Annotated in this window: 19 protein-coding genes; 10 read left to right on the top strand and 9 right to left on the bottom strand. The window is 75.3% G+C overall.

Translation table 11 applies throughout. The features are described from left to right. Positions 1-48: 48 nt before the first annotated feature. From qcrC to IEY94_RS06575, 4 genes are all read left to right on the top strand, one after another. Positions 49-924 (top strand): cytochrome bc1 complex diheme cytochrome c subunit, encoded by an 876-nt coding sequence (gene qcrC / locus IEY94_RS06590; protein WP_189169140.1) that lies wholly within the window; start codon positions 49-51, stop codon positions 922-924. Continuing rightward, positions 921-2000 (top strand): cytochrome bc1 complex Rieske iron-sulfur subunit, encoded by a 1080-nt coding sequence (gene qcrA / locus IEY94_RS06585; RefSeq protein ID WP_189169139.1) that lies wholly within the window; start codon positions 921-923, stop codon positions 1998-2000. The genes qcrC and qcrA overlap by 4 nt, the downstream gene beginning before the upstream one ends. Next, complete coding sequence (gene qcrB / locus IEY94_RS06580; RefSeq protein ID WP_189169138.1) at positions 1997-3595, top strand: cytochrome bc1 complex cytochrome b subunit; 1599 nt, start codon at positions 1997-1999, stop codon at positions 3593-3595. The genes qcrA and qcrB overlap by 4 nt, the downstream gene beginning before the upstream one ends. A gap of 231 nt (positions 3596-3826) precedes the next feature. Further along, a complete protein-coding gene (locus tag IEY94_RS06575; protein ID WP_189169137.1) occupies positions 3827-4024 on the top strand; it encodes a hypothetical protein in 198 nt (65 codons plus the stop codon). Between the two features lie 200 nt (positions 4025-4224). On the opposite strand, the gene IEY94_RS06570 is transcribed toward IEY94_RS06575, so the two are convergent. Beyond that, entirely contained in the window at positions 4225-5013 is a 789-nt protein-coding gene (locus tag IEY94_RS06570) for a S1 family peptidase (protein WP_189169136.1), read from the bottom strand. 398 nt (positions 5014-5411) lie between these two features. Here IEY94_RS06570 and IEY94_RS06565 point away from each other — a divergent pair, with 398 nt between their 5' ends. Next, positions 5412-7343: a collagenase gene (locus tag IEY94_RS06565; RefSeq protein WP_189169135.1), complete on the top strand. Its 1932-nt coding sequence runs from the start codon at positions 5412-5414 to the stop codon at positions 7341-7343. Between the two features lie 68 nt (positions 7344-7411). On the opposite strand, the gene IEY94_RS06560 is transcribed toward IEY94_RS06565, so the two are convergent. The 3 genes from IEY94_RS06560 to ctaC form a co-directional block, all read right to left on the bottom strand. Continuing rightward, positions 7412-8365 (bottom strand): LysR family transcriptional regulator, encoded by a 954-nt coding sequence (locus tag IEY94_RS06560; protein WP_189169134.1) that lies wholly within the window; start codon positions 8363-8365, stop codon positions 7412-7414. A gap of 200 nt (positions 8366-8565) precedes the next feature. After that, positions 8566-9009, bottom strand: coding sequence for a cytochrome c oxidase subunit 4 (locus tag IEY94_RS06555; protein ID WP_189169133.1), 444 nt, complete (start codon positions 9007-9009; stop codon positions 8566-8568). Continuing rightward, positions 9006-9917, bottom strand: a complete 912-nt coding sequence (gene ctaC / locus IEY94_RS06550; protein ID WP_189169132.1) for an aa3-type cytochrome oxidase subunit II — start codon at positions 9915-9917, stop codon at positions 9006-9008. The genes IEY94_RS06555 and ctaC overlap by 4 nt, the downstream gene beginning before the upstream one ends. 233 nt (positions 9918-10150) lie before the next feature. Between ctaC and IEY94_RS06545 the strand changes: the two genes are divergently transcribed. Together IEY94_RS06545 and IEY94_RS23340 are read left to right on the top strand one after the other, a co-directional pair. After that, positions 10151-11311, top strand: a complete 1161-nt coding sequence (locus IEY94_RS06545; protein WP_229783374.1) for a cysteine desulfurase family protein — start codon at positions 10151-10153, stop codon at positions 11309-11311. A 119-nt stretch (positions 11312-11430) separates the two neighbouring features. Beyond that, entirely contained in the window at positions 11431-11640 is a 210-nt protein-coding gene (locus IEY94_RS23340) for a sulfurtransferase TusA family protein (protein WP_229783413.1), read from the top strand. A 94-nt stretch (positions 11641-11734) separates the two neighbouring features. On the opposite strand, the gene IEY94_RS06535 is transcribed toward IEY94_RS23340, so the two are convergent. From IEY94_RS06535 to IEY94_RS06525, 3 genes are all read right to left on the bottom strand, one after another. Continuing rightward, positions 11735-12715: a carbohydrate kinase family protein gene (locus IEY94_RS06535; protein ID WP_189169369.1), complete on the bottom strand. Its 981-nt coding sequence runs from the start codon at positions 12713-12715 to the stop codon at positions 11735-11737. Between the two features lie 203 nt (positions 12716-12918). Further along, complete coding sequence (locus IEY94_RS06530; RefSeq protein ID WP_189169368.1) at positions 12919-13278, bottom strand: HesB/IscA family protein; 360 nt, start codon at positions 13276-13278, stop codon at positions 12919-12921. Positions 13279-13489: 211 nt separating this feature from the next. Next, positions 13490-14638 (bottom strand): glycerate kinase, encoded by a 1149-nt coding sequence (locus IEY94_RS06525; protein ID WP_189169130.1) that lies wholly within the window; start codon positions 14636-14638, stop codon positions 13490-13492. Between the two features lie 368 nt (positions 14639-15006). Here IEY94_RS06525 and nadA point away from each other — a divergent pair, with 368 nt between their 5' ends. The 3 genes from nadA to IEY94_RS06510 all read left to right on the top strand — a co-directional run bounded on the left by nadA (position 15007) and on the right by IEY94_RS06510 (position 18449). Continuing rightward, positions 15007-16134: a quinolinate synthase NadA gene (nadA, locus tag IEY94_RS06520; RefSeq protein WP_229783412.1), complete on the top strand. Its 1128-nt coding sequence runs from the start codon at positions 15007-15009 to the stop codon at positions 16132-16134. A gap of 266 nt (positions 16135-16400) precedes the next feature. Beyond that, on the top strand, positions 16401-17780 hold the full coding sequence (gene murA / locus IEY94_RS06515; protein ID WP_229783373.1) for a UDP-N-acetylglucosamine 1-carboxyvinyltransferase: 1380 nt from the start codon (positions 16401-16403) through the stop codon (positions 17778-17780). 42 nt (positions 17781-17822) lie between these two features. Next, the gene (locus tag IEY94_RS06510; protein WP_229783372.1) at positions 17823-18449 is read left to right on the top strand and encodes a DUF3043 domain-containing protein; all 627 of its coding nucleotides are present in this window, start codon (positions 17823-17825) and stop codon (positions 18447-18449) included. An 85-nt stretch (positions 18450-18534) separates the two neighbouring features. On the opposite strand, the gene IEY94_RS06505 is transcribed toward IEY94_RS06510, so the two are convergent. Both IEY94_RS06505 and IEY94_RS06500 read right to left on the bottom strand, forming a co-directional pair. Next, complete coding sequence (locus IEY94_RS06505; RefSeq protein WP_189169366.1) at positions 18535-18843, bottom strand: AzlD domain-containing protein; 309 nt, start codon at positions 18841-18843, stop codon at positions 18535-18537. After that, positions 18843-19538: an AzlC family ABC transporter permease gene (locus IEY94_RS06500; RefSeq protein ID WP_189169127.1), complete on the bottom strand. Its 696-nt coding sequence runs from the start codon at positions 19536-19538 to the stop codon at positions 18843-18845. Before IEY94_RS06500 ends, IEY94_RS06505 begins: the two co-directional genes overlap by 1 nt. Positions 19539-19553: the final 15 nt, after the last annotated feature.

The raw sequence follows: 19553 nt of genomic DNA, 5'->3' as shown, positions 1-19553 counted from the left end.
TCCGAGATCAAGCGGCCGCCAGCGGCCACAACCCAGGAGATCCAGGCGATGACTTCTGACAACCCGGGGCGCGGCGTCGCGCCGCCGGCGAGGTGGGGGCGGGCGCGGCGCGCCGCCGGGACGGCGGCCGCGAGCCGCGCGCGGCGCCGGGTCGGCACCGTGCTCCGGATCCTCGCGGCGCTCGCCCTGGCCGGCGGGGTCTACGCGGGCTTCGCCCCCGGTACCGCCGCCGACGCCGCCAAGGACGCCGCCAGCCTCAGCCCGGCCGCCAAGGAGGGCAAGGCGCTGTTCGACACGAACTGCACCTCCTGCCACGGCCCGGACGCCCAGGGCGTCGCCGGCAAGGGCCCCAGCCTGATCGGCGTGGGCTCGGCCTCGGTGGAGTTCCAGGTGGGCAGCGGCCGGATGCCGATGGCCCGCCAGGAGGCCCAGGCGTGGCGGAAGAAGCCGCACTTCACGTACGACCAGACGCAGCAGCTCGGCCAGTACATCCAGGAGCTGGGCGGCGGGCCGCAGATCCCCGCCGGCTCGATGGAGCTGACCGGCACCGACGAGCAGCAGGCCGCGGCGATGGCCCGCGGCGGCGTGCTGTTCCGGATCAACTGCGCCTCCTGCCACGCCAACGCCGCCGGCGGCGGGGCGCTGTCCTCCGGCAAGTTCGCGCCGAACCTGGAGCCGGCCACCGACCGGCAGCTCTACGCGGCGATGCTCACCGGCCCGCAGAACATGCCGGTCTTCGGTGACAACCAGCTCACGCCGGAGCAGAAGAAGGAGATCATCGCGTACGTCCACACGCTGAAGGCGCAGGAGCCCGGCGGCTGGGGCCTGGGCAAGCTCGGCCCGGTCACCGAGGGCCTGGCGATCTTCCTGCTCGGGATGACCGCACTGATCTTCACGACCCTGTGGATTGCGGGGAAGTCATGACCACGACCATCGACAATCCGCACGGCTCGCCCGGCCTGGCCGACCCGGAGGAGCGCTCGCGCTTCGAGCGGGTCGTCGCCGCGGCGCGCGAGGACGGCGTCGAGATCGTCCACTACGAGCCGCCGTTCCCGGCGCCCGGCACCAAGGGCGAGCGCCGGCTCCAGCGGATCGTCGCCGGCTGCTTCCTCAGCACCGGCGCGCTCGGCACGGCGTTCCTGGTGGCGTACATCTGGTGGCCCTGGGAGTACGACCGGGACAGCCTCCTGCACAACCTGTACACCCCGTTCCTGGGCCTGACGCTCGGCCTGGGGCTCGTCGCCACCGGCTTCGGGATCATGATCTGGGGCAAGAAGCTGATCCCGCACGAGGTGGCGATCCAGGAGCGGCACGACGGGCCGTCCAGCCCGCACGACCGCTCGGCGGCGACCGACACCCTGCTGTACATCGGCGACGAGATGGGGCTGAAGCGGCGGCCGCTGCTCGGCCTGTCGCTGCTGGCCGGCGTCGCGCCGGTCGGCCTGGCCGCGGCGGCGCCGCTGGTCGGCGGGCTGATCAAGGACCCGCACAAGCCGCGCAACGGCAAGGGCAGCCCGCTGATGACGACCGCCTGGGGGCCGGGCATCCGGCTGACCCGGGAGGACGGCACGCCGATCCGTCCCGAGGAGGTCAGCGCCGGCGGGCAGCTCACCGTGTTCCCCGGCGTGCCCGACGGGCACACCAACAAGCACGCCGACTCGCCCACGCTGCTGATCCACCTGCGCCCGGACGACATGGCCGACCTGCGCGCCAACCTCACCGGCACGAACGTCGGCGCCACCTGGGGCGACTTCGTGGCGTACTCGAAGATCTGCACGCACGCCGGCTGCCCGGCGAGCCTGTTCGAGCAGCAGACCAACCGCCTGCTCTGCCCGTGCCACCAGTCGCAGTTCCTGGTCACGGACAACGCCAAGCCGGTCTTCGGCCCGGCGACCCGGCGGCTGCCCATGCTGCACATCACCGTCGACAACGAGGGTTACTTCGTGGCCACCTCCGACTTCAAGGTGGCGATCGGCCCCGGCTTCTGGGAGCGGCCATGAGAAAGCGCGCGCGCATCGACGTCAAGGCCCTGCCGGGTACGGCGGCCAACGCCGCGGACGAGCGGCTCCAGGTCGCCCGGCCGCTGCGGGCGCTGTTCAACAAGGTCTTCCCGGACCACTGGTCGTTCCTGCTGGGCGAGATCGCGCTGTTCTCGTTCATCGTGCTGCTGCTGACCGGCGTGTTCCTGACGCTGTTCTTCGACCCGTCCATGTCGCACGTCACGTACAACGGCAGCTACCTGCCGCTGCGCGGCGTCGAGATGACCCGGGCGTACGAGACCACGCTGAATCTCTCGTTCGACGTGCGCGGCGGCCTGATCATGCGGCAGATGCACCACTGGGCCGCGCTGCTGTTCATGGCCTCGATCGTCGTGCACATGCTGCGGATCTTCTTCACCGGCGCGTACCGCAAGCCGCGTGAGCTGAACTGGATCATCGGCCTGATGCTGTTCTGGATCGGCTTCACCGAGGGCTTCGCCGGCTACTCGCTGCCGGACGACGGCCTGTCCGGCACCGGCCTGCGCATCGCCCACGCGATCATGCTGTCGATCCCGGTGGCCGGCTCGTGGGTGGCGAACTCGCTGTTCGGCGGGGAGTTCCCCGGCGACGGCTCGATCCTCCCCCGGCTGTACATCGCGCACGTGCTGCTGATCCCGGGCATCCTGCTCGGCCTGATCAGCGCGCACCTGGGGCTGGTGTTCAAGCAGAAGCACACCCAGTGGGCGGGCCCGGGTCGGACGAACACCAACGTCGTCGGCGAGCGGATGTTCCCCCGGTACGCGATCAAGCAGGGCGGCTTCTTCGCCATCGTCTTCGGCGTGATCGCGCTGTTCGGCGGCCTGGTCTCGATCAACCCGATCTGGCTGTTCGGCCCGTACGAGGCCGCGGCCGTGTCGGCGGCGAGCCAGCCCGACTGGTACGTCATGTTCCTCGACGGCTCGACCCGGCTCATGCCGCCGTGGGAGATCCGCGCGCTGGGGCACACGCTCCCGCCGCTGTTCTTCCCGACGGTGGTGCTGCCCGGCGTGCTGACCGTGCTGCCGATGCTGTGGCCGTTCATCGAGGCGCGGCGGGCCAAGGACACGTCCGTGCACAACCTGCTCCAGCGGCCGCGCGACGTGCCCGGCCGGACGGCGCTGGGCTCGATGGCCGTGGCGTTCTACCTGGTCCTGACGCTGTCGGGTGGCAACGATGTCATCGCGGAGACCTTCGACATCAGCCTGAACGCGATGACCTGGGCGGGCCGGATCGGCCTGGTGCTGGTCCCGCCGCTGGCCTACCTGGCGGCGTACCGGATCTGCCTCGGGTTGCAGCAGCACGACCGCGAGGTGCTGGCCCACGGCGTCGAGACCGGCATCATCAAGCGGCTGCCGAACGGGCAGTTCGTCGAGGTGCACCAGCCGCTGGCCGCGCCGGACGCGCACGGCCACACGGACCTGGCGTACACGGGCTGGGTGGTGCCGAAGAAGATGAACCGGATCGGGGCGCTCGCGCCGGCGATCAAGGGCTTCTTCTACCCGATCGAGCAGCCGGCCCCGCCGGCGCTGCCCGAGGCGGAGCGCCCGCGCGAGCTGGAGCGCACCGGCACGCACTGAGCACGACCGGCACTGAGCACGACCGGCACCGAGCACGACAAGGCGGCGGGGCGGCGGACTTCGGTCCGGCGCCCCGCCGCCGTTTTCGCCGCCGGTACAGCACGCCGGGCCGCCCGGGCGGGCGGGACACGCCGGATGGATGCGGGATTTTTACCGGTACGGGTGGCAATGTGAACAACATCCGGGTAGTGCCCTGCCCGGTCGGAACCGGTCAGCCGAGGGAGGCAAGCGATGGCCAACGAGGAGATGTACTGCGCGGTCTGCGAGACCGAGATGGTGTTCGCGGTGGCCGCCGCGGGGGACGAGTGCCCGGAGCTGCTGTGCGCGGGCTGCGGTACGGCGATCATGATCGCCCCGGTGGTGGTGTGGGGGTTCGGCGCCCGCCGCGCCCCGTGGACCGCCCCGCACCAGCGCCGCGCCGCCGCCTGACCGGACCGGCGGCCCGGCCCCGGCCTCGGCTGCGCGGCGTCGACGCCGACCGCGTGGTAGCGCGGCGTCGACCGCGCGGCAGCGCGGCAGCGTCGACCGCGCGGTAGGGCGGCGCCCCGGCGCAGCGGGGTCCCGGTTACGGCGCGGGCCCGGCGGCGCACCCGAGGCACCGCCGGGCCCGCCCCCGGTGCCGGCGGGCGTCAGACGACCGCCGGCGGAGTGCCGCCGACCTCGCGGATCGCGGTGGCGATGGCCTCGCGGTAGTGGCTGATCCGGGTGTACATGCCGGGCTCCTTCGGCCGGGCGCAGCCGTTGCCCTTGCTGACGATCCCGACCAGCACCCAGCGGTCGCCGACCCGGTTGACCAGCGGCCCGCCCGAGTCGCCCTTGCACGAGTCGACCCCGCCCCGCTCGTAGTCGCCGGCGCAGATCAGCGTGGTCGCGTCGCCGTGCCGGGTGCAGATGTCGTCGGCGATGTACGGCACGTCGACCTCGCGCAGCACCGGGCTCGTCGGCCCCTGCTCGGCGATCGTGCCCCAGCCCATCGTGCGGAACAGCGGCCCGGTGTCGGTGGACGCGTCCGCCGGCAGCGCGGGGTGGGCGGCGACGGCCACCGGGCGGTCCAGCTTGATCACGGCCCAGTCGTCCCACCGGCCGCCGGTGTCGCCCCTGCGGAACGCGACACCCGTGCGCTGCTCGCCGCCCTTGCCGTGGTCGAGGCTGCCGATCCGGGCGGTGATGCCGCCGCTGCCGAGCCAGCAGTGCGAGGCGGTGATCAGGACGTCCGGCGACACCAGCGAGGCGCCGCAGCCGCCGAACCCGATCCGGACCTGCGCCATCCACGGGTAGGCGCCGGCCGCGGCGGGCTTCCCGCCGACGATCCGCGGGGCCGGGGTCGGCGCCGGGCCGCTCGGCGGGGCGGCGTGGGCGGGGCCGGCGCCCGCCGCCACCGCGGCGAGCAGTCCGGCCGTGAGGGCGGCGAGGCGCATGGCGGGCTCCGTTCGACGGGCGCGGCCGGGCCACCGGGGTACGGCGTCGTTTCCCGGGCCGGCGCGATTCGCGGGTGAATCGAATGGGCGGGGAACGCCGATTCGTGAGCGAGCATAGACGGCTTCCGATAGCTGTGGCCGGGTCGGAAATCCACACATGCACGGTTGATCGCGGAACCGGAGCACCCGCCCGACCAGCGGATCGGGGCCCGGGACAAAGCCTTTGATCACCGGCAATTCGGTGCGCGGCCCACCCGATCCATAGCGCTGACCTATCGATGGATGACATGACCACGTCCCCTTCGGACGTGTGAGACTGCGTACCCGAACCGGTTCGCCTTCCCCCCTCACCCCCTGTCGCCGCGCTCGCGGCGGCGCATTTTCGAAGGGGCACCGCCATGCCATTCCCCCGTGGTGTACGACCCACCGCGGCCGCACTCCTCGCCGCCGTTATCGTCCTCACCGGACAGAGCGTGCAGGGCGCGCCGGCCGCCGCGCCGCCCGCCGCCGCCGTGCCGCCGCACGCCCCCGCGCCGCTGCCCGCGGCCGGGCTGAACGAGGAGACCGCCCACCACCACGGCAGCACGCCGGCGGCCGAGCGCCCGCCGCTGCCGGCCTCGAACGACGCCGGGCGGCGCACGCCCGACGCGGCGCCGCGGCTGCCCGTACCCCGGCCGTCGGCCCGGCGCGGCCGGGCCGCGTGCGCCGTCGCCGACTTCGCCGACCGGACCGGCCCGGCGCTGGTCGCGCTCGTCCGGTCCGCCGACCCGGCCTGCCTGAGCAGCCTGTTCCGGCTCACCGGCGCGGACGCGCGGGGCGTGTTCCGGGAGGCGCAGCTCGCCAGCGTCGCCGCGGGCCTGCGGGCGAACGCGGCGGACCACCCCGGCGACAACTCCACCGGCACGGCGCAGCTCGCGCTGCACCTGCGCGCCGGCTACTACGTGCAGTGGGCCCTGCCCGACGTGGTCGGCGCGTACGGCCCCGAGCTGCGGGCGGCCGTCCGCGGCGCGCTGGACGCGTTCTTCGCCCACCCGCGGGCGTTCACGGTCAGCGACGCCAACGGGGAGGTGCTCACCGAGGTCGTCACGCTGGTCGACAGCGCCGGGGAGAACATCCGGTACCTGCCCGTGGTCCGCCGGCTGCTGGCCGGCTTCGACGCCGCGCACGCCGCCTCCTGGTGGATGAGCAACGCCGTGAACAGCGGGTACACCGTGCTGTACCGCGGCCACTGGGTGCCCGGCTTCGCCGACGCCGTCCGGCGCGACGGCCGGGTCACCGCGGCGTTGCAGGACTTCGCCGCCGGCCACCTCGACCTGCTCGCCGGCGACCGCGGGTACCTGACCGCGAACGCCGGCCGGGAGCTGGCCCGGTTCCTCCAGCACGACGCGCTGCGCGCGGACGTGCGGCCGCGGGTGCGGGCGCTGCTGGCGCTGTCGTCGAGCACCGGGGCGACCGCGCCGCTGTGGGTCGGGGTGGCCGACCTGGCCGACGAGTACGACCGGGCGAACTGCGCCGACTACGACGTGTGCGACCTGGCCGAGCGGCTGCTGGCCGACGTGCTGCCGATCCGGCACACCTGCGGCCCCACGCTGCGGATCCGGGCGCAGCAGATGACCGCCGCCGAGCTGTCCGGGACCTGCGGCAGCCTGACCAATCAGGACGCGTACTTCCACCGGATCGCCAAGGACAGCGGCCCGGTGGCCAACGACGGGAACACCTCGATCGAGGTCGTGGTCTACGACTCCAGCAAGGACTACCGGACGTACGCCGGGCCCATGTGGGACATCGACACCAACAACGGCGGGATGTACCTGGAGGGCGACCCGGCCAAGGCCGGCAATCAGGCCCGGTTCATCGCCTACGAGGCGGAGTGGCAGCGGCCGACGTTCCAGATCTGGAACCTCAACCACGAATACACCCACTACCTCGACGGCCGGTTCAACATGTACGGCGATTTCGAGACCAACGTGCAGACGCCGACGGTCTGGTGGATCGAGGGATTCGCGGAGTACGTCGCCTACTCGTACCGCAACGTCACCTACCAGGAAGCGCTCGCCGAGGCCGGAAAGGGCACGTACAAGCTGAGCGCGCTGTTCGACACGACGTACTCGCACGATTCGACCCGGGTCTACCGGTGGGGCTACCTCGCCACCCGGTACCTGAACCAGTCGCACCCGGACGACGTGGCCAGGGTCCTCGCCGCCTACCGGACCGGCAACTGGTCGGCCGCCCGCAGCCACCTCAAGAGCACGATCGGCACCCGGTACGACAAGGAGTGGGCGACCTGGCTCGCGGCCTGCGCCCGCGGCAACTGCGGCACCCTGCCGTAACCGACCTCACTCCCCCGCGGGGGCCCGGCGGGCGTCAGGCCCGCCGGGCCCCACCCCCGCGCCCGGGGTCAGGCCGCCGGCGGGTGGACCTCGCGGTGCGCGTCCCACCAGGGCCGGAAGACCGGGCTGGACATCGCGTAGTCGGCGTACGCCGCCGCGGCGGCGGCGTAGATCAGGTCGGCCTGCTCCCGGCTCACCCGCTGGCGCCGCCAGGCCAGCACCAGCCGCATCCGCAGCGGCTCGCCGGCCAGCGGGCGCATGACCGTGCCGGGCACGCCGCGCGAGTTCGGCTCGACGAGCTGCACCGCCCGGCCGGCGGCGACCAGCGGCCGGCCGCCGCCGCTGGGCAGCTCGAACCGGATCCGCGGGGTGAACCCGGCCGTGCGCGCCGCGTCCCGCAGCGCCGCCAGGCCGCCGTCGTCGCCGCCGGGCGGGCTGATCCACACCTCGTCGGCCAGGTCCGCCAGCGCGACCTCCGCGGCGCCGGCCAGCCGGTGCCGGGCGGACAGCGACACGTACACCGGGACCCATGGGACCATGATCCGCTGGCCGAGGTGCGGCGCCAGCGGGATGTCCCGGCCCTCGATGATGGCGATCAGCGCCGCGTCCAGGTGGCCGTGGGCCAGCGCCTGCGCGAGCGCCACGCTGGACGACTCGACGTGCAGCGACACCTCGGCGCCGCCCAGGGCGCGCTCCAGCCCCTCGTACAGCGGGACCATGCACTCCATGTGCACCGAGCCGAACCGGATCGGGCCGCCCTCGCCGCCGGCCAGCTCGCCGCCGAACGCGTCGAGTTCGAGCAGCAGCAGCCGGGCGCGGCGGACGAGCCGGTCGCCCAGCTCGGTCGGGTCGACGCCGGTCCGGCCGCGGCGGAACAGCCGCGCCCCGACGTGCCGCTCGACCCGCTGGAGCAGCGTGGTCAGCGAGGGCTGCGAAATCCCGAGCCGGGTGGCCGCCCCGGAAACGCTGCCCGCGTCGGCGATGGCGCACAGCGCGCGCAGGTGGCGGATCTCCAGATCCATGGGCAGCAGTCTATGGCTCGCCGCGATCCGCCGGAACCCCGGACATTCTTGACCGGAATAGCGGAGAACGGCGCCGCTCGATGACGTCGTCCGACCATTCCGCCGAATGCGCAATCCATTCCGCGATCGGCGCTATTGCGCGGCGGCGGTACGAAACGGCGCCCGCCCCGCGGTGGGGACGGGCGCCGGACGGTTGCGGGTCAGTGCTCGACCGCGCGCCGGGTGCCGCTGTAGTACTCGAACAGCAGCGCCGCCGCCGACAGCACCACCGCGAGCATCCCGGCCGTGACCAGCCACCACTGCATGTACGCGGTGCCGATCGCCGCCGTCGCCGCCGACAGGGCCAGCCCGAACGGCCAGTAGCTGCCGGGGCTGAAGAAGCCGACCTCGCCGGCGCCCTCGTGGATCTCGGCGTCCGGCCGGTCCTCCGGGCGCAGGTCGATGCGGCGGGCGACGAACCAGAAGTACCCGCCCAGCATCAGGCAGAGCAGCCCGGACAGCAGCAGCGCCATCGTCCCGACCCAGTCGGTGTGGCCGGGCGGGTTGATCGGGTCGCTCGCGACCGACGTCCACCACGCGTACACGCCGGTGCAGAGGAAGAGGAAGACCGCCAGCAGAGTGAAGAGTTTGTACTCGGACTTCACGGCGACACCTTCCGGTCCTTGAGCTGACGCTTGGTCTCGAACGGCGTGGTCTTCGTCGCGTACGGGTTCTCGCCGATCGCGGTCAGCGCCTCCGGCGTCGTCTTCCCGGCCTTCTTGGCGTCGAGGAACTGCGTGTACTTCTCGGCCGTGACCGCGCGCAGCTCGAAGTTCATCATCGAGTGGTAGGTGCCGCACAGCTCGGCGCAGCGGCCGACGTACGCCCCCTCCTTCTCGATCGTGGCCTCGAAGACGTTGCGGATCGGGCCGGGGAACACGTCGCGCTTGAACAGCAGCTCCGGTACCCAGAAGGAGTGGATGACGTCCTTGCTGGTCTCCTCGAACCGCACCTTGCGGTGGGTCGGCAGGACCAGCACCGGGATGTAGTCGCTGTCGCCCAGCGTGGACGCGACCGTGTTGGCCTCCACGCCCATCCCGTCGCGGTAGTTGAACTGCCAGTTCCACTTGAACGCGGCGACCTCGACGATCACGTCCGGGTTCTTCGAGGTGCGGTCGACGTCCGCCTGGACGATGGCCGTGTAGTAGAACAGCACCGCGATGACCAGGAACGGCGTGGCCGTGTAGATGGTCTCCATCGGGATGTTGTACCGGGTCTGCGGCGGCAGCTCCTCGCCCCGCTTGCGGTACCGGATGACGCACCAGAAGATCAGGCCCCAGGTGATGAAGCCGACGATGAGCGCCGCCACCGTCGAGCCGATCCACAGGTCGTACATGCGGTGGGCGGTGGGCGTGATGCCCTCCTGCGGCCAGCCGAAGCCGGCGAACGTCTTGCCGACGTCACAGCCCGTCAGCAGGGTCAGCAGCGCCACGGCGCCGAGACCGAGGCCCGCCAGCCGGGTCGCCCGGGGCCGACCGCCCCGTCCGCTGACCCTCGCACGCTCTGCGAACACCTGCTCCTGCCTCTCTCGTTGCGCTCGTGCCCGGCCGCGGCCCGCGCGGGTCGACGCCGCCGGCGGCCGCCGCGGCCCGCGGCCCCGCCGGCCTCCCCGCGGGGCGGGCGACCCGCCCGCGTCACCAACGGTCGCACCTTACTCGACCTCCCCGCCCGTACCCGTGACGGGGTGCGGACGAACCGGGTGCCGGGGAACGCACCGCCCCCCGCGCCCCACGCTACCGTCGAGGCGTGACCGAGCCGGCCCAACCCACCGCGATTGACCCCGCCTACTTCGATGCGGCGACCGCCGCCCCGCTGCACCCCGTGGCCCGGCAGGCGCTGGCCGCGGCGTACACCGACGGCTGGTACGACCCGGCCCGGCTGTACGCGGGGGCGCGCCGGGCCCAGCAGCTCCTGGAGGCGTCCCGGACCGCGGTCGCCGAGGTGCTGGACGTCCGCCCCGACGAGGTCACGTTCACCGCGAACGGGACCGTCGCCGCGCACGCGGCGGTCACCGGGGCGCTGGCCGGGCGGTCCCGGGCGGGGTACCGGCTGGTCCACTCGGCGATCGAGCACTCGGCGGTGCTGCACGCCGCCGCCGCGCACGGGCACGCCGAGGCGGTGCCGGTGGACCGGGCCGGGCGGCTGGACCTGGACGCCTGGGAGCGGGCCGTGGTCCGGCCCGACGTGGGGCTGGCGGCGCTGATCAGCGCCAGCCACGAGGTGGGCACGGTCCAGCCGGTCGCCGCGGCCGCGAGGGCGGCGGCGGACGTGGGGGTGCCGCTGTACGTGGACGCCGCCGCCTCGCTCGGCCGGGCGCCGGTGCCCGGCGGCTGGTCGGTGCTGACCGGCAGCGCGCACAAGTGGGGCGGGCCGCCGGGGGTGGGGGTGCTGGTGGTGCGCAAGGGGGTGCGGTGGCGCTCGCCGTACCCCGAGGACGGGCGGGAGGGCGGCCGCTCCCCCGGCGCGCTGAACCTGCCCGGCATCGTCGCGGCGGCGGCGTCGCTGCGGGCGAGCGCCGCGGAGGCGGCGGGCGAGGCGCGCCGGCTGCGCCCGCTGGTGGACCGGATCCGAGCGGCGGTGGCGGCGACCGTACCGGACGTGGAGGTGGTCGGCGACCCGGTCGACCGGCTGCCGCACCTGGTGACGTTCTCCTGCCTGTACGTCGACGGGGAGGCGCTGCTGCTGGCGCTGGACCGGCGCGGCTTCGCCGTGTCGTCCGGCTCGTCCTGCACGGCGGCGACGCTGCGGCCGAGCCACGTGCTGGAGGCGATGGGGGTGCTGTCGCACGGCAACGTGCGGGTGTCGCTGCACCGGGAGAGCACGGCGGCGGAGGTGGACCGGTTCCTGGCCGAGCTGCCGGGGATCGTCGCGGACCTGCGCGCCGAGGCCGGCGCGGTCGGCCTGTGACCCCGGACCCCGGGCCGCGCGCCGCCGGACCGCCCGACCCCGGACCGGCCGACCCCTGGCCGGGCGATGCCGGGCCGGCCGGTGGCGGCGGCGATGCCGGGGCGGCCGGCGCGGAGGCGGTGGTGGTGCTGGACTGTCTCGGGCAGCGGTGCCCGCTGCCGGTGATCGCGCTGGCCCGGCGGCTGCCGGGGGTGCCGGTGGGCGGGCTGGTCCGGGTGCTGGCCGACGACCCGGCGGCGGCGAACGACCTGGCCGCGTGGTGCCGGCTGCGCCGGCAGGAGCTGGTGGCCGCGGCGCCGCCGGCGTTCACGATCCGCCGCCTGTCCTGAGGTTGCCGGCGCTCCCGGGGCGGCGGCGCTCCCGGGTTGGGCGGGGCTGCCCGGGGCGCGCGGGGCGGCCCCGGCGAACCGGGTGCGGGGCGGGTCAGGCGGGGATCAGGTGCGGGCGGACCTCCTCGGCCGCCGCCGGGCCGTACGACTCCTCCAGGCGCTTGACGAACGACTCCGGGTGCAGCTCGTACTCCTGCGTGCCGACCGTCTCCAGCACCAGCGTGGCGAGCAGCGCGCCGACCCGGGCGCTGGCCGCCAGGTCGAGGCCCCAGGCGCGGGCGGCGAAGAACCCGGCCCGGAAGCCGTCGCCGACACCCGTCGGGTCGTACGCCTGGATCTCCCGGGCCACCGGGACGACGATCCGGTCGATCCCCCGGCCGGTGATCTCCGCGCCCTCCTTGCCCAGCGTGGTGACCCGCACGCCGACCCGGTCGAGCACCTCGTCGCCGGTCAGGCCGGTCTTGGTCTCCAGCAGCTCCCGCTCGTACGCGTTGGTGAACAGGTACGCCGCGCCGTCGATCAGCTCCCGGATCTCCGGGCCCTCCATCCGGGCGAGCTGCTGGGACGGGTCGGCCACGAACGCGTACCCCCGCTCGCGGCACTCGGCGCTGTGCCGGGTCATGGCGACGGGGTCGTTCGGCGAGATGATCACGAGGTCGAGCCCGCCGGCCCGGTCGGCGATCGGGGCCAGCTCGATCTGCCGGGCCTCGCTCATCGCGCCGGCGTAGAAGGAGGCGATCTGGCACATGTCGTCGTCGGTGGTGCAGACGAACCGGGCGGTGTGCGCGACCTCGCTGACGTGGACGGACGCGCAGTCGACGTGGTGCCGCTCCAGCCAGGCCCGGTAGTCGGCGAAGTCGCTGCCGACGGCGCCGACCAGCAGCGGGCGCAGGCCGAGCCGGGCCATGCCGAAGGCGATGTTCGCGGCGGCGCCACCGCGGCGCACCACCAGGTCGTCGACGAGGAAGGAGAGCGAGACCTTGTCGAGCTGGTCGGCGATGAGCTGCTCGGCGAACCGGCCCGGGAAGTGCATCAGGTGGTCGGTGGCGATCGAGCCGGTGGCGGCGATCTTCATGCGGTCCCTCATCGGGTCGACGGGAGGATGGCGCCCGCGCGTGCGCGCGTGTGCGGCACGCCGCGGAGGGTTGCCAGCCTAGTCGAACCGCCCCGACCCGGGCGCCCCGCGACGCGGCGCCGGAGCACGGGGGCGGACGCGCCGCGGGCCCGGCGCACGGGGGCGCCGGGCCCGCGGTCGGGGTCCGGTGGGGGCGGTGCGGCTCAGTGGAACGAGTCGCCGCAGGCGCAGGAGCCGCCCGCGTTCGGGTTGTCGATCGTGAAGCCCTGGGCGTCGATCCGGTCGGCAAAGTCGATCTTGGCGCCGGCCAGGTACGGGGCGCTCATCCGGTCGACCACGACCTCGACCCGGCCGAACTCGCTGACGATGTCGCCGTCGAGCGAGCGCTCGTCGAAGAAGAGCTGGTACCGCAGGCCCGAGCAGCCGCCCGGCTGGACGGCGACCCGCAGCCGCAGGTCGTCCCGGCCCTCCTGCTCCAGCAGCGCGCCGACCTTCTCGGCGGCCACGTCGGTCAGGATGATGCCGGTCGCGCCGTCGGCCGGCGCGCCGGCCGGGGCGGCCACCGCCGCCGGGGCGCCACCGCCGCCGCCACAGCAGCCGCCGCCCGCCTGGGGGGATGCGCTGGGCTCGGCCCCAGCGGTTCGGTTCGTCGCCGCGGTCTCGGTCACTGCGTGCTCTCCTGCCACGTCCGTGTTGCTGCCCTGGTGGTTCGCGCTGCTCACCGTACGGTGCTGCCCTGTACGGTGCTGCCCTGCGTGAACGGTTTCCTCAACGCTAGCCGCCCGCGGGCGCATTCCCAACCCCGGCCCACCGGAGGGCGACCTCCCCCGCCAGGGCGGTCAGCCCCGCCCGCGCCCCGGCCCGGGCCCGCCGGGCGGAGCCCAGCCGCTCGGTGAGGCTGTGCACCGCCGACACGCCGAGGTCCGCCGCCGACACGCCGGCCCGGCCGGCCAGCACCACGCAGGGCACGCCGTGCGCCCGGGCGACGGCCGCCACGTCCGCCACCACCTTCCCCCGGCCGGTCTGGGCGTCCGCCGAGCCCTCGCCGGTGAGCACCAGGTCGGCCGCCGCGATCCGGGCGGTCAGCCCGAGCCGCTCGCGGACCAGCGCCGCGCCCGGCGTGAGCGTGCCGCCGAGGGCGAGCAGCGCCGCGCCGAGGCCGCCGGCCGCGCCCGCGCCGGGCCGGTCGGCGAGGTCGGGCGGGCAGCCGGGCAGGGCGGCGGCCAGCAGCGCGGCCAGGTGGGCGGCCCCGGCGTCGAAGCGCGGCACGTCCCGGCGGCGCAGGCCCTTCTGCGGCCCGTACACCGCGGCGGCGCCCGCCGGCCCGACCAGCGGGTTGTCGACGTCGGCCGCGCCGACCAGCGCGATCCCGGCCAGCGGGCGGCCGGCGAGCCGGGGCGGCCCGGCCAGGGCGGCGGCCGCGGCCAGGGCGGCCCCGCCGGGCGGCAGCGGGGCGCCCGCGGCGTCGCGCGGGCCGGCGCCGAGCGCGGCGAGCAGGCCGGCGCCGACGTCGTGGGTGCCCGAGCCGCCGAGGCCGACGACGACCCGCCGGGCGCCGGCGGTCACGGCCGCGGCCAGCAGGGCCCCGACGCCGTACGTCGAGGCGGCGGCCGGGTCGCGCTCGCGGTACCGCAGCAGGTGCCGGCCGCAGGCGTGCGCGCTCTCCACGTACGCGGTCGCGCCGGTGACGAGGATCTCACCGGTGACCGGCCGCCCGAGCGGGTCGACCGTCGGTACGGGCAGCCGCCGCCCGCCCACCGCCGGGGCGAGCGCGTCGACGAAGCCCGGCCCGCCGTCGGCCAGCGGCGCCACGGCGACCGCGTCGCCGGGGCGGGCGGCGGCCCAGCCGGCGGCGATGGCGGCGGCCGCCGCGGCGGCGGTCAGGGTGCCGGAGAACTTGTCCGGACAGACCAGGACGCGCACGCGCCACCCCTCCCCCGGCGCCCGCGGCGCCGCCACCCGCTTCCGGCCGACCCCATCATGCCGCCGACCCGCCGCCGGCCGCCCGGGCGTGCCCGCCGCCGGGTGGGGATCGGGGGCGGGCGGGGTTGCCGTCGGCCGTCCGGTCGGGGTGCGCCACGGCACGTGGTCGGTGCCCCCGGGCGCGTGCGACGATGGATCGCGTGACGCCCACCCCCAGCGCCCCCACCGCCGGCGGCACCCCGGCGGCCACCGCCAGCCCGGTCGCCGCCGCCCCGGCCGCCGCCGCGTCGACCGCCGGTACCGCCGCCACGGCGACCGCCACCGCGCGCCCGGCCGGCTGGGCCGAGCCGGCCGCGACCCCGCTCGCCCTGCTGCTGCTCGGCCGCGGCGCCGACCCGGCCAGCGAGCGCGGCGTCGACTGCCCCGGCGAGCTGCCGCCGCCGAGCGACCCCGACCTGGTGGCCCGGGCCACGGCGGCCCGGGCGGCGCTGGGCGACCGCGCGTTCATCCTGGGCCACCACTACCAGCGGGACGAGGTGATCCGGTTCGCGGACGTGACCGGCGACTCGTTCAAGCTGGCCCGGGACGCGGCGGCCCGCCCGGCCGCGGAGTACATCGTGTTCTGCGGCGTGCACTTCATGGCCGAGAGCGCCGACATCCTCACCGGGCCCGAGCAGAAGGTCGTGCTGCCGGACCTGGCCGCCGGCTGCTCGATGGCCGACATGGCCGGGCTGGGGCAGGTCGAGACGGCGTGGGAGACGCTGGCCGACGCCGGGCTGACCGACGGGCTGGTCCCGGTGACGTACATGAACTCCTCCGCCGACATCAAGGGCTTCGTCGGCCGGCACGGCGGCGTGGTGTGCACCAGCTCGAACGCGAAGCGCGCGCTGGACTGGGCGTACGAGCGGGGCGAGCGGGTGCTGTTCCTGCCCGACCAGCACCTCGGCCGCAACACCGCGGTGCTGGAACTGGGCTTCGGGCTGGACGACTGCGTGCTGTACGACCCGCACAAGCCCGGCGGCGGGCGGACGCCCGGCGAGCTGCGCGGCGCGCGGATGATCCTGTGGCGCGGGCACTGCTCGGTGCACGGGCGGTTCACCCTGGACAGCGTGCGCGAGGTCCGGGACCGGGTGCCCGGCGTGAACGTGCTGGTCCACCCCGAGTGCCGGCACGAGGTGGTCCGCGCGGCCGACCTGGTCGGCTCGACGGAGTTCATCATCCGGACGATCGAGGCGGCGCCGGCGGGCTCGGCCTGGGCGGTCGGCACCGAGCTGAACCTGGTCCGGCGGCTGGCGAACGCGCACCCCGACAAGCGGGTCATGTTCCTGGACCGGGCGGTCTGCTACTGCTCGACGATGAACCGGATCGACCTGCCGCACCTGGTCTGGGCGCTGGAGGAGCTGGTCGCCGGCCGGGTGGTGAACCAGATCACAGTCGACCCGGACACCGCCCGTAATGCCAGGCTTGCCCTGGATCGGATGCTTGCCCTCCCGTAGTCGAGCCGGGTGAACGACCCCGGCCGGGTGCGCCCGCCGCCCCGGCCGACCCGACTGACCAGCGCAATCGGGCCGTCCGGCACCTGCGGGTGCGGCGGGGCGGGGCTATGCTGCCGTGAGCGTGGATATGGCCGATTCCGGGTTGAAGCCAATGTCCGCGTTGAAGTGGACAGCTTCCCCCGATCCCCGCGGCGGCGCCTCCCCGACGCCCGCGGCGGCTCCCCCCGGCCCGGCCGTACCCGGGCCATACCAGTGAGGTGACCCGCGTGAGCGAGCCCGTCCAGCCGACCTCCGAGACCGATGTCCTCGTCGTCCGCGGCGGCACGCCGCTGCAGGGCACGATCCGGGTCCGCGGCGCCAAGAACCTCGTCTCCAAGGCGATGGTGGCGACGCTGCTCGGCGAGGGCGTCAGCCGGCTGTACGACGTCCCGGCCATCCGCGACGTCGAGGTGGTCCGCGGGCTGCTGGAGCTGCACGGCGTCCGGGTCAGCGACGGCATCGAGCCCGGCGAGCTGGTCTTCGACCCGGCGAACGTGGAGAGCGCGCACGTCGACGAGATCAACGTGCACGCCGGGTCCAGCCGGATCCCGATCCTGTTCTGTGGGCCGCTGCTGCACCGGCTCGGCCACGCGTTCATCCCCGACCTGGGCGGCTGCCACATCGGGCCGCGGCCGATCGACTTCCACCTGCACGCGCTGCGCCAGTTCGGCGCGGTGATCGAGAAGACCCCCGGCGGCCTGCACCTGGCCGCGCCGGACGGGCTGCGCGGCACGAAGCTGGAGCTGCCGTACCCGAGCGTCGGCGCCACCGAGCAGGTGCTGCTGACCGCGGTCCGCGCCGAGGGCGTGACCGAGCTGCGCAACGCGGCCGTCGAGCCGGAGATCATCGACCTCATCTGCGTGCTGCAGAAGATGGGCGCGATCATCAACGTGCACACCTCGCGGGTGATCGAGATCGAGGGCGTGCCGCGGCTGGCCGGGTACGCCCACCGGCCCATCCCCGACCGGATCGAGGCCGCGAGCTGGGGCGCCGCCGCGCTCGCCACCGGCGGCGAGGTCGAGGTGGTCGGCGCCCGCCAGGCCGACATGGGCACCTTCCTGAACATCTTCCGCTCGGTCGGCGGCGCGTTCGAGATCACCGACCCCGCCCCCGCCCGGGACGGGCGGCCCGGCCACGAGGGCGGCATCCGGTTCTGGCACCCCGGCGACGAGCTGCGCGCGGTGGCGCTGGAGACCGGCGTGCACCCGGGCTTCATGACCGACTGGCAGCAGCCGCTGGTGGTCGCGCTGACCCAGGCCCGCGGGCTGTCGATCGTGCACGAGACCGTGTACGAGCAGCGGCTCGGCTACACCACCGCGCTGAACACGATGGGCGCGACGATCCAGACGTACCGCAACTGCCTCGGCGGCACCCCGTGCCGGTTCGGGCGGCGCAACTTCCACCACTCCGCGGTGATCGCCGGGCCGAGCAAGCTGTACGCCGCCGACCTGGTCATCCCGGACCTGCGGGCCGGGTTCAGCCACCTCATCGCCGCGCTCGCGGCCGAGGGCACCTCCCGGGTGTACGGGGTGGATCTGATCAACCGCGGGTACGAGGACTTCGAGGCCAAGCTCGCCGCGCTCGGCGCGGCGGCCGAGCGCCCGTAGCCGGTTGGCCGGGGCGGGCCCGCCCCGGCTACCCTTCTTCGCGTGCCGTCACTGTTTCGCCGCCCGTCCCCCGCCCCGGACGCCGAGCCCGCCGCCGAGGCGGCGCCGGCCGACGGCGGCCCCGCGCCCAAGGGGTACACGCCGAGCAAGCGGGAGCTGGGGGTGGCCACGCCGAAGCGGGCCGAGGCGCAGAAGCGCCGGCCCGCCGAGCCCCCGCCCGGCGACCGCAAGGAGGCCTTGCGCCGCTCCCGGGAGCGGCGCAAGGAGCAGCGCGCCGAGGCGATGGCCGGGATGCGGCGCGGCGACGACCGGTACCTCACCGCCCGCGACCGCGGCCCCGAGCGGGCCCTGGTCCGCGACCTGGTCGACGCCCGGCGGACGGCCGGCACCTGGTTCTTCGGCGGCGCGCTGCTGGTGCTGATCGGCTCGTCCACGCAGATGCCGCTGATCGTCCAGGTCATCGCCAACTACGTCTGGCTGGCGCTGGCGCTCGCGGTCGTGCTGGACAGCGTCCTGATCGCCCGCCGGATCGGCAAGCGGGTGCGGGCGGAGTTCCCCCAGACCACGCAGCGGGTCGGCGGCCTGATGTTCTACGGCATCATGCGCGGGCTGACGTTCCGCCGGATGCGGATGCCGTCCCCGCGGGTGGACCTCGGCGAGCACGTCTGACCCGCTCCGGCGGGTGCGCACCCGCCGGGCCCGGGGCCGCCCCGGTCGGCTGGCCGCGCCGGGAGCGCCGGGCCAGGCCACCGGGCTAGGGCACGCCGGCCAGGCGGAGCAGGGCCGCGGTGGCCGCCGCGGCGACCACGACCAGCACGAACGGCGCCCGCCGCCACGCCAGCAGCAGCCCCACCAGCACCCCGGCCGGCCGGGCCGCGCCGGCCAGCGCGCCGCCCTCGGTGAGCGCCGCCGTCGCCGCCAGCGCCGCGAGCAGCACCGCCGCCGCGACCGGCAGCAGCCGCCGGGCCGGCTCCGGCAGGTCCAGCCGGTCGCGCAGCAGCACCCCGGCGAGCCGGAACCCGTACGTGCCGGCGGCCAGCGCCAGCACCACCGCGAGCGCGATCACCCGGCCTCCCCGTCCGCGGCGGGCAGCGCGCGGCGGCGCAGCCACGGCCAGGCGGCGAGGGCGACCAGCGCGAGCAGCACCGGCAGGCCGGCGGGCAGCCACGGCGTCGCCACCACCGCGAGCGCCGCGCCGGCCCCGGCGACGAGCCGGGTGGCCCGGTCGGTCAGCGCGGGCAGCAGCAGCGCCAGCAGCCCGGCCGGGAACGCGGCGTCCAGGCCGAGCGCGGCCGGGTCGCCGGTGGCGCCGCCGAGCAGCACGCCGGCCAGCGTGCCGAGGTTCCAGCCGGCGAACAGCAGCCCGCCGACCAGCCAGTACGCCCGCCGCCGCGCGGCCGGGTCCGGCCGGGCGAGGGCGAACGCGACCGACTCGTCCAGCAGCAGGTGGCTGCCGAGCAGCCGGCGGCCCCGGCCGGCGCCGATCACCCCGCCGATGGCCAGGCCGAACGGCAGGTGCCGGGCGTTGAGCAGCAGCCCGGCGAGGACCGCGGCCACCGGGCTGCCCGCGCCGAGCAGCCCGACCGCCATGAACTGCGCCCCGCCGGCGAACACCGTCGCCGACATCAGGCAGGCGAGCCAGCCCGGCAGGCCGTTGGCGACGGCGATCGCGCCGAACGACACCCCGATGACGGTGACCGCGCCGGCGAGGGCGAGGGCGTCCCGGCGGAGGGCGCGGTCGGCGGCGGCGCTGGTCACGGCCCCACGGTAGCG

Origin of the sequence: Pilimelia anulata (assembly GCF_014647895.1) — a bacterium.
GTDB lineage: Bacteria > Actinomycetota > Actinomycetes > Mycobacteriales > Micromonosporaceae > Pilimelia > Pilimelia anulata.
This window is presented reverse-complemented; position numbering and strand designations above follow the sequence as displayed.

Coding starts and splice junctions, on each gene's coding strand:
- qcrC (WP_189169140.1), top strand. CDS start 49: ATGACTTCTGACAACCCGGGGCGCGGCGTCGCGCCGCCGGCGAGGTGG.
- qcrA (WP_189169139.1), top strand. CDS start 921: ATGACCACGACCATCGACAATCCGCACGGCTCGCCCGGCCTGGCCGAC.
- qcrB (WP_189169138.1), top strand. CDS start 1,997: ATGAGAAAGCGCGCGCGCATCGACGTCAAGGCCCTGCCGGGTACGGCG.
- IEY94_RS06575 (WP_189169137.1), top strand. CDS start 3,827: ATGGCCAACGAGGAGATGTACTGCGCGGTCTGCGAGACCGAGATGGTG.
- IEY94_RS06570 (WP_189169136.1), bottom strand. CDS start 5,013: ATGCGCCTCGCCGCCCTCACGGCCGGACTGCTCGCCGCGGTGGCGGCG.
- IEY94_RS06565 (WP_189169135.1), top strand. CDS start 5,412: ATGCCATTCCCCCGTGGTGTACGACCCACCGCGGCCGCACTCCTCGCC.
- IEY94_RS06560 (WP_189169134.1), bottom strand. CDS start 8,365: ATGGATCTGGAGATCCGCCACCTGCGCGCGCTGTGCGCCATCGCCGAC.
- IEY94_RS06535 (WP_189169369.1), bottom strand. CDS start 12,715: ATGAAGATCGCCGCCACCGGCTCGATCGCCACCGACCACCTGATGCAC.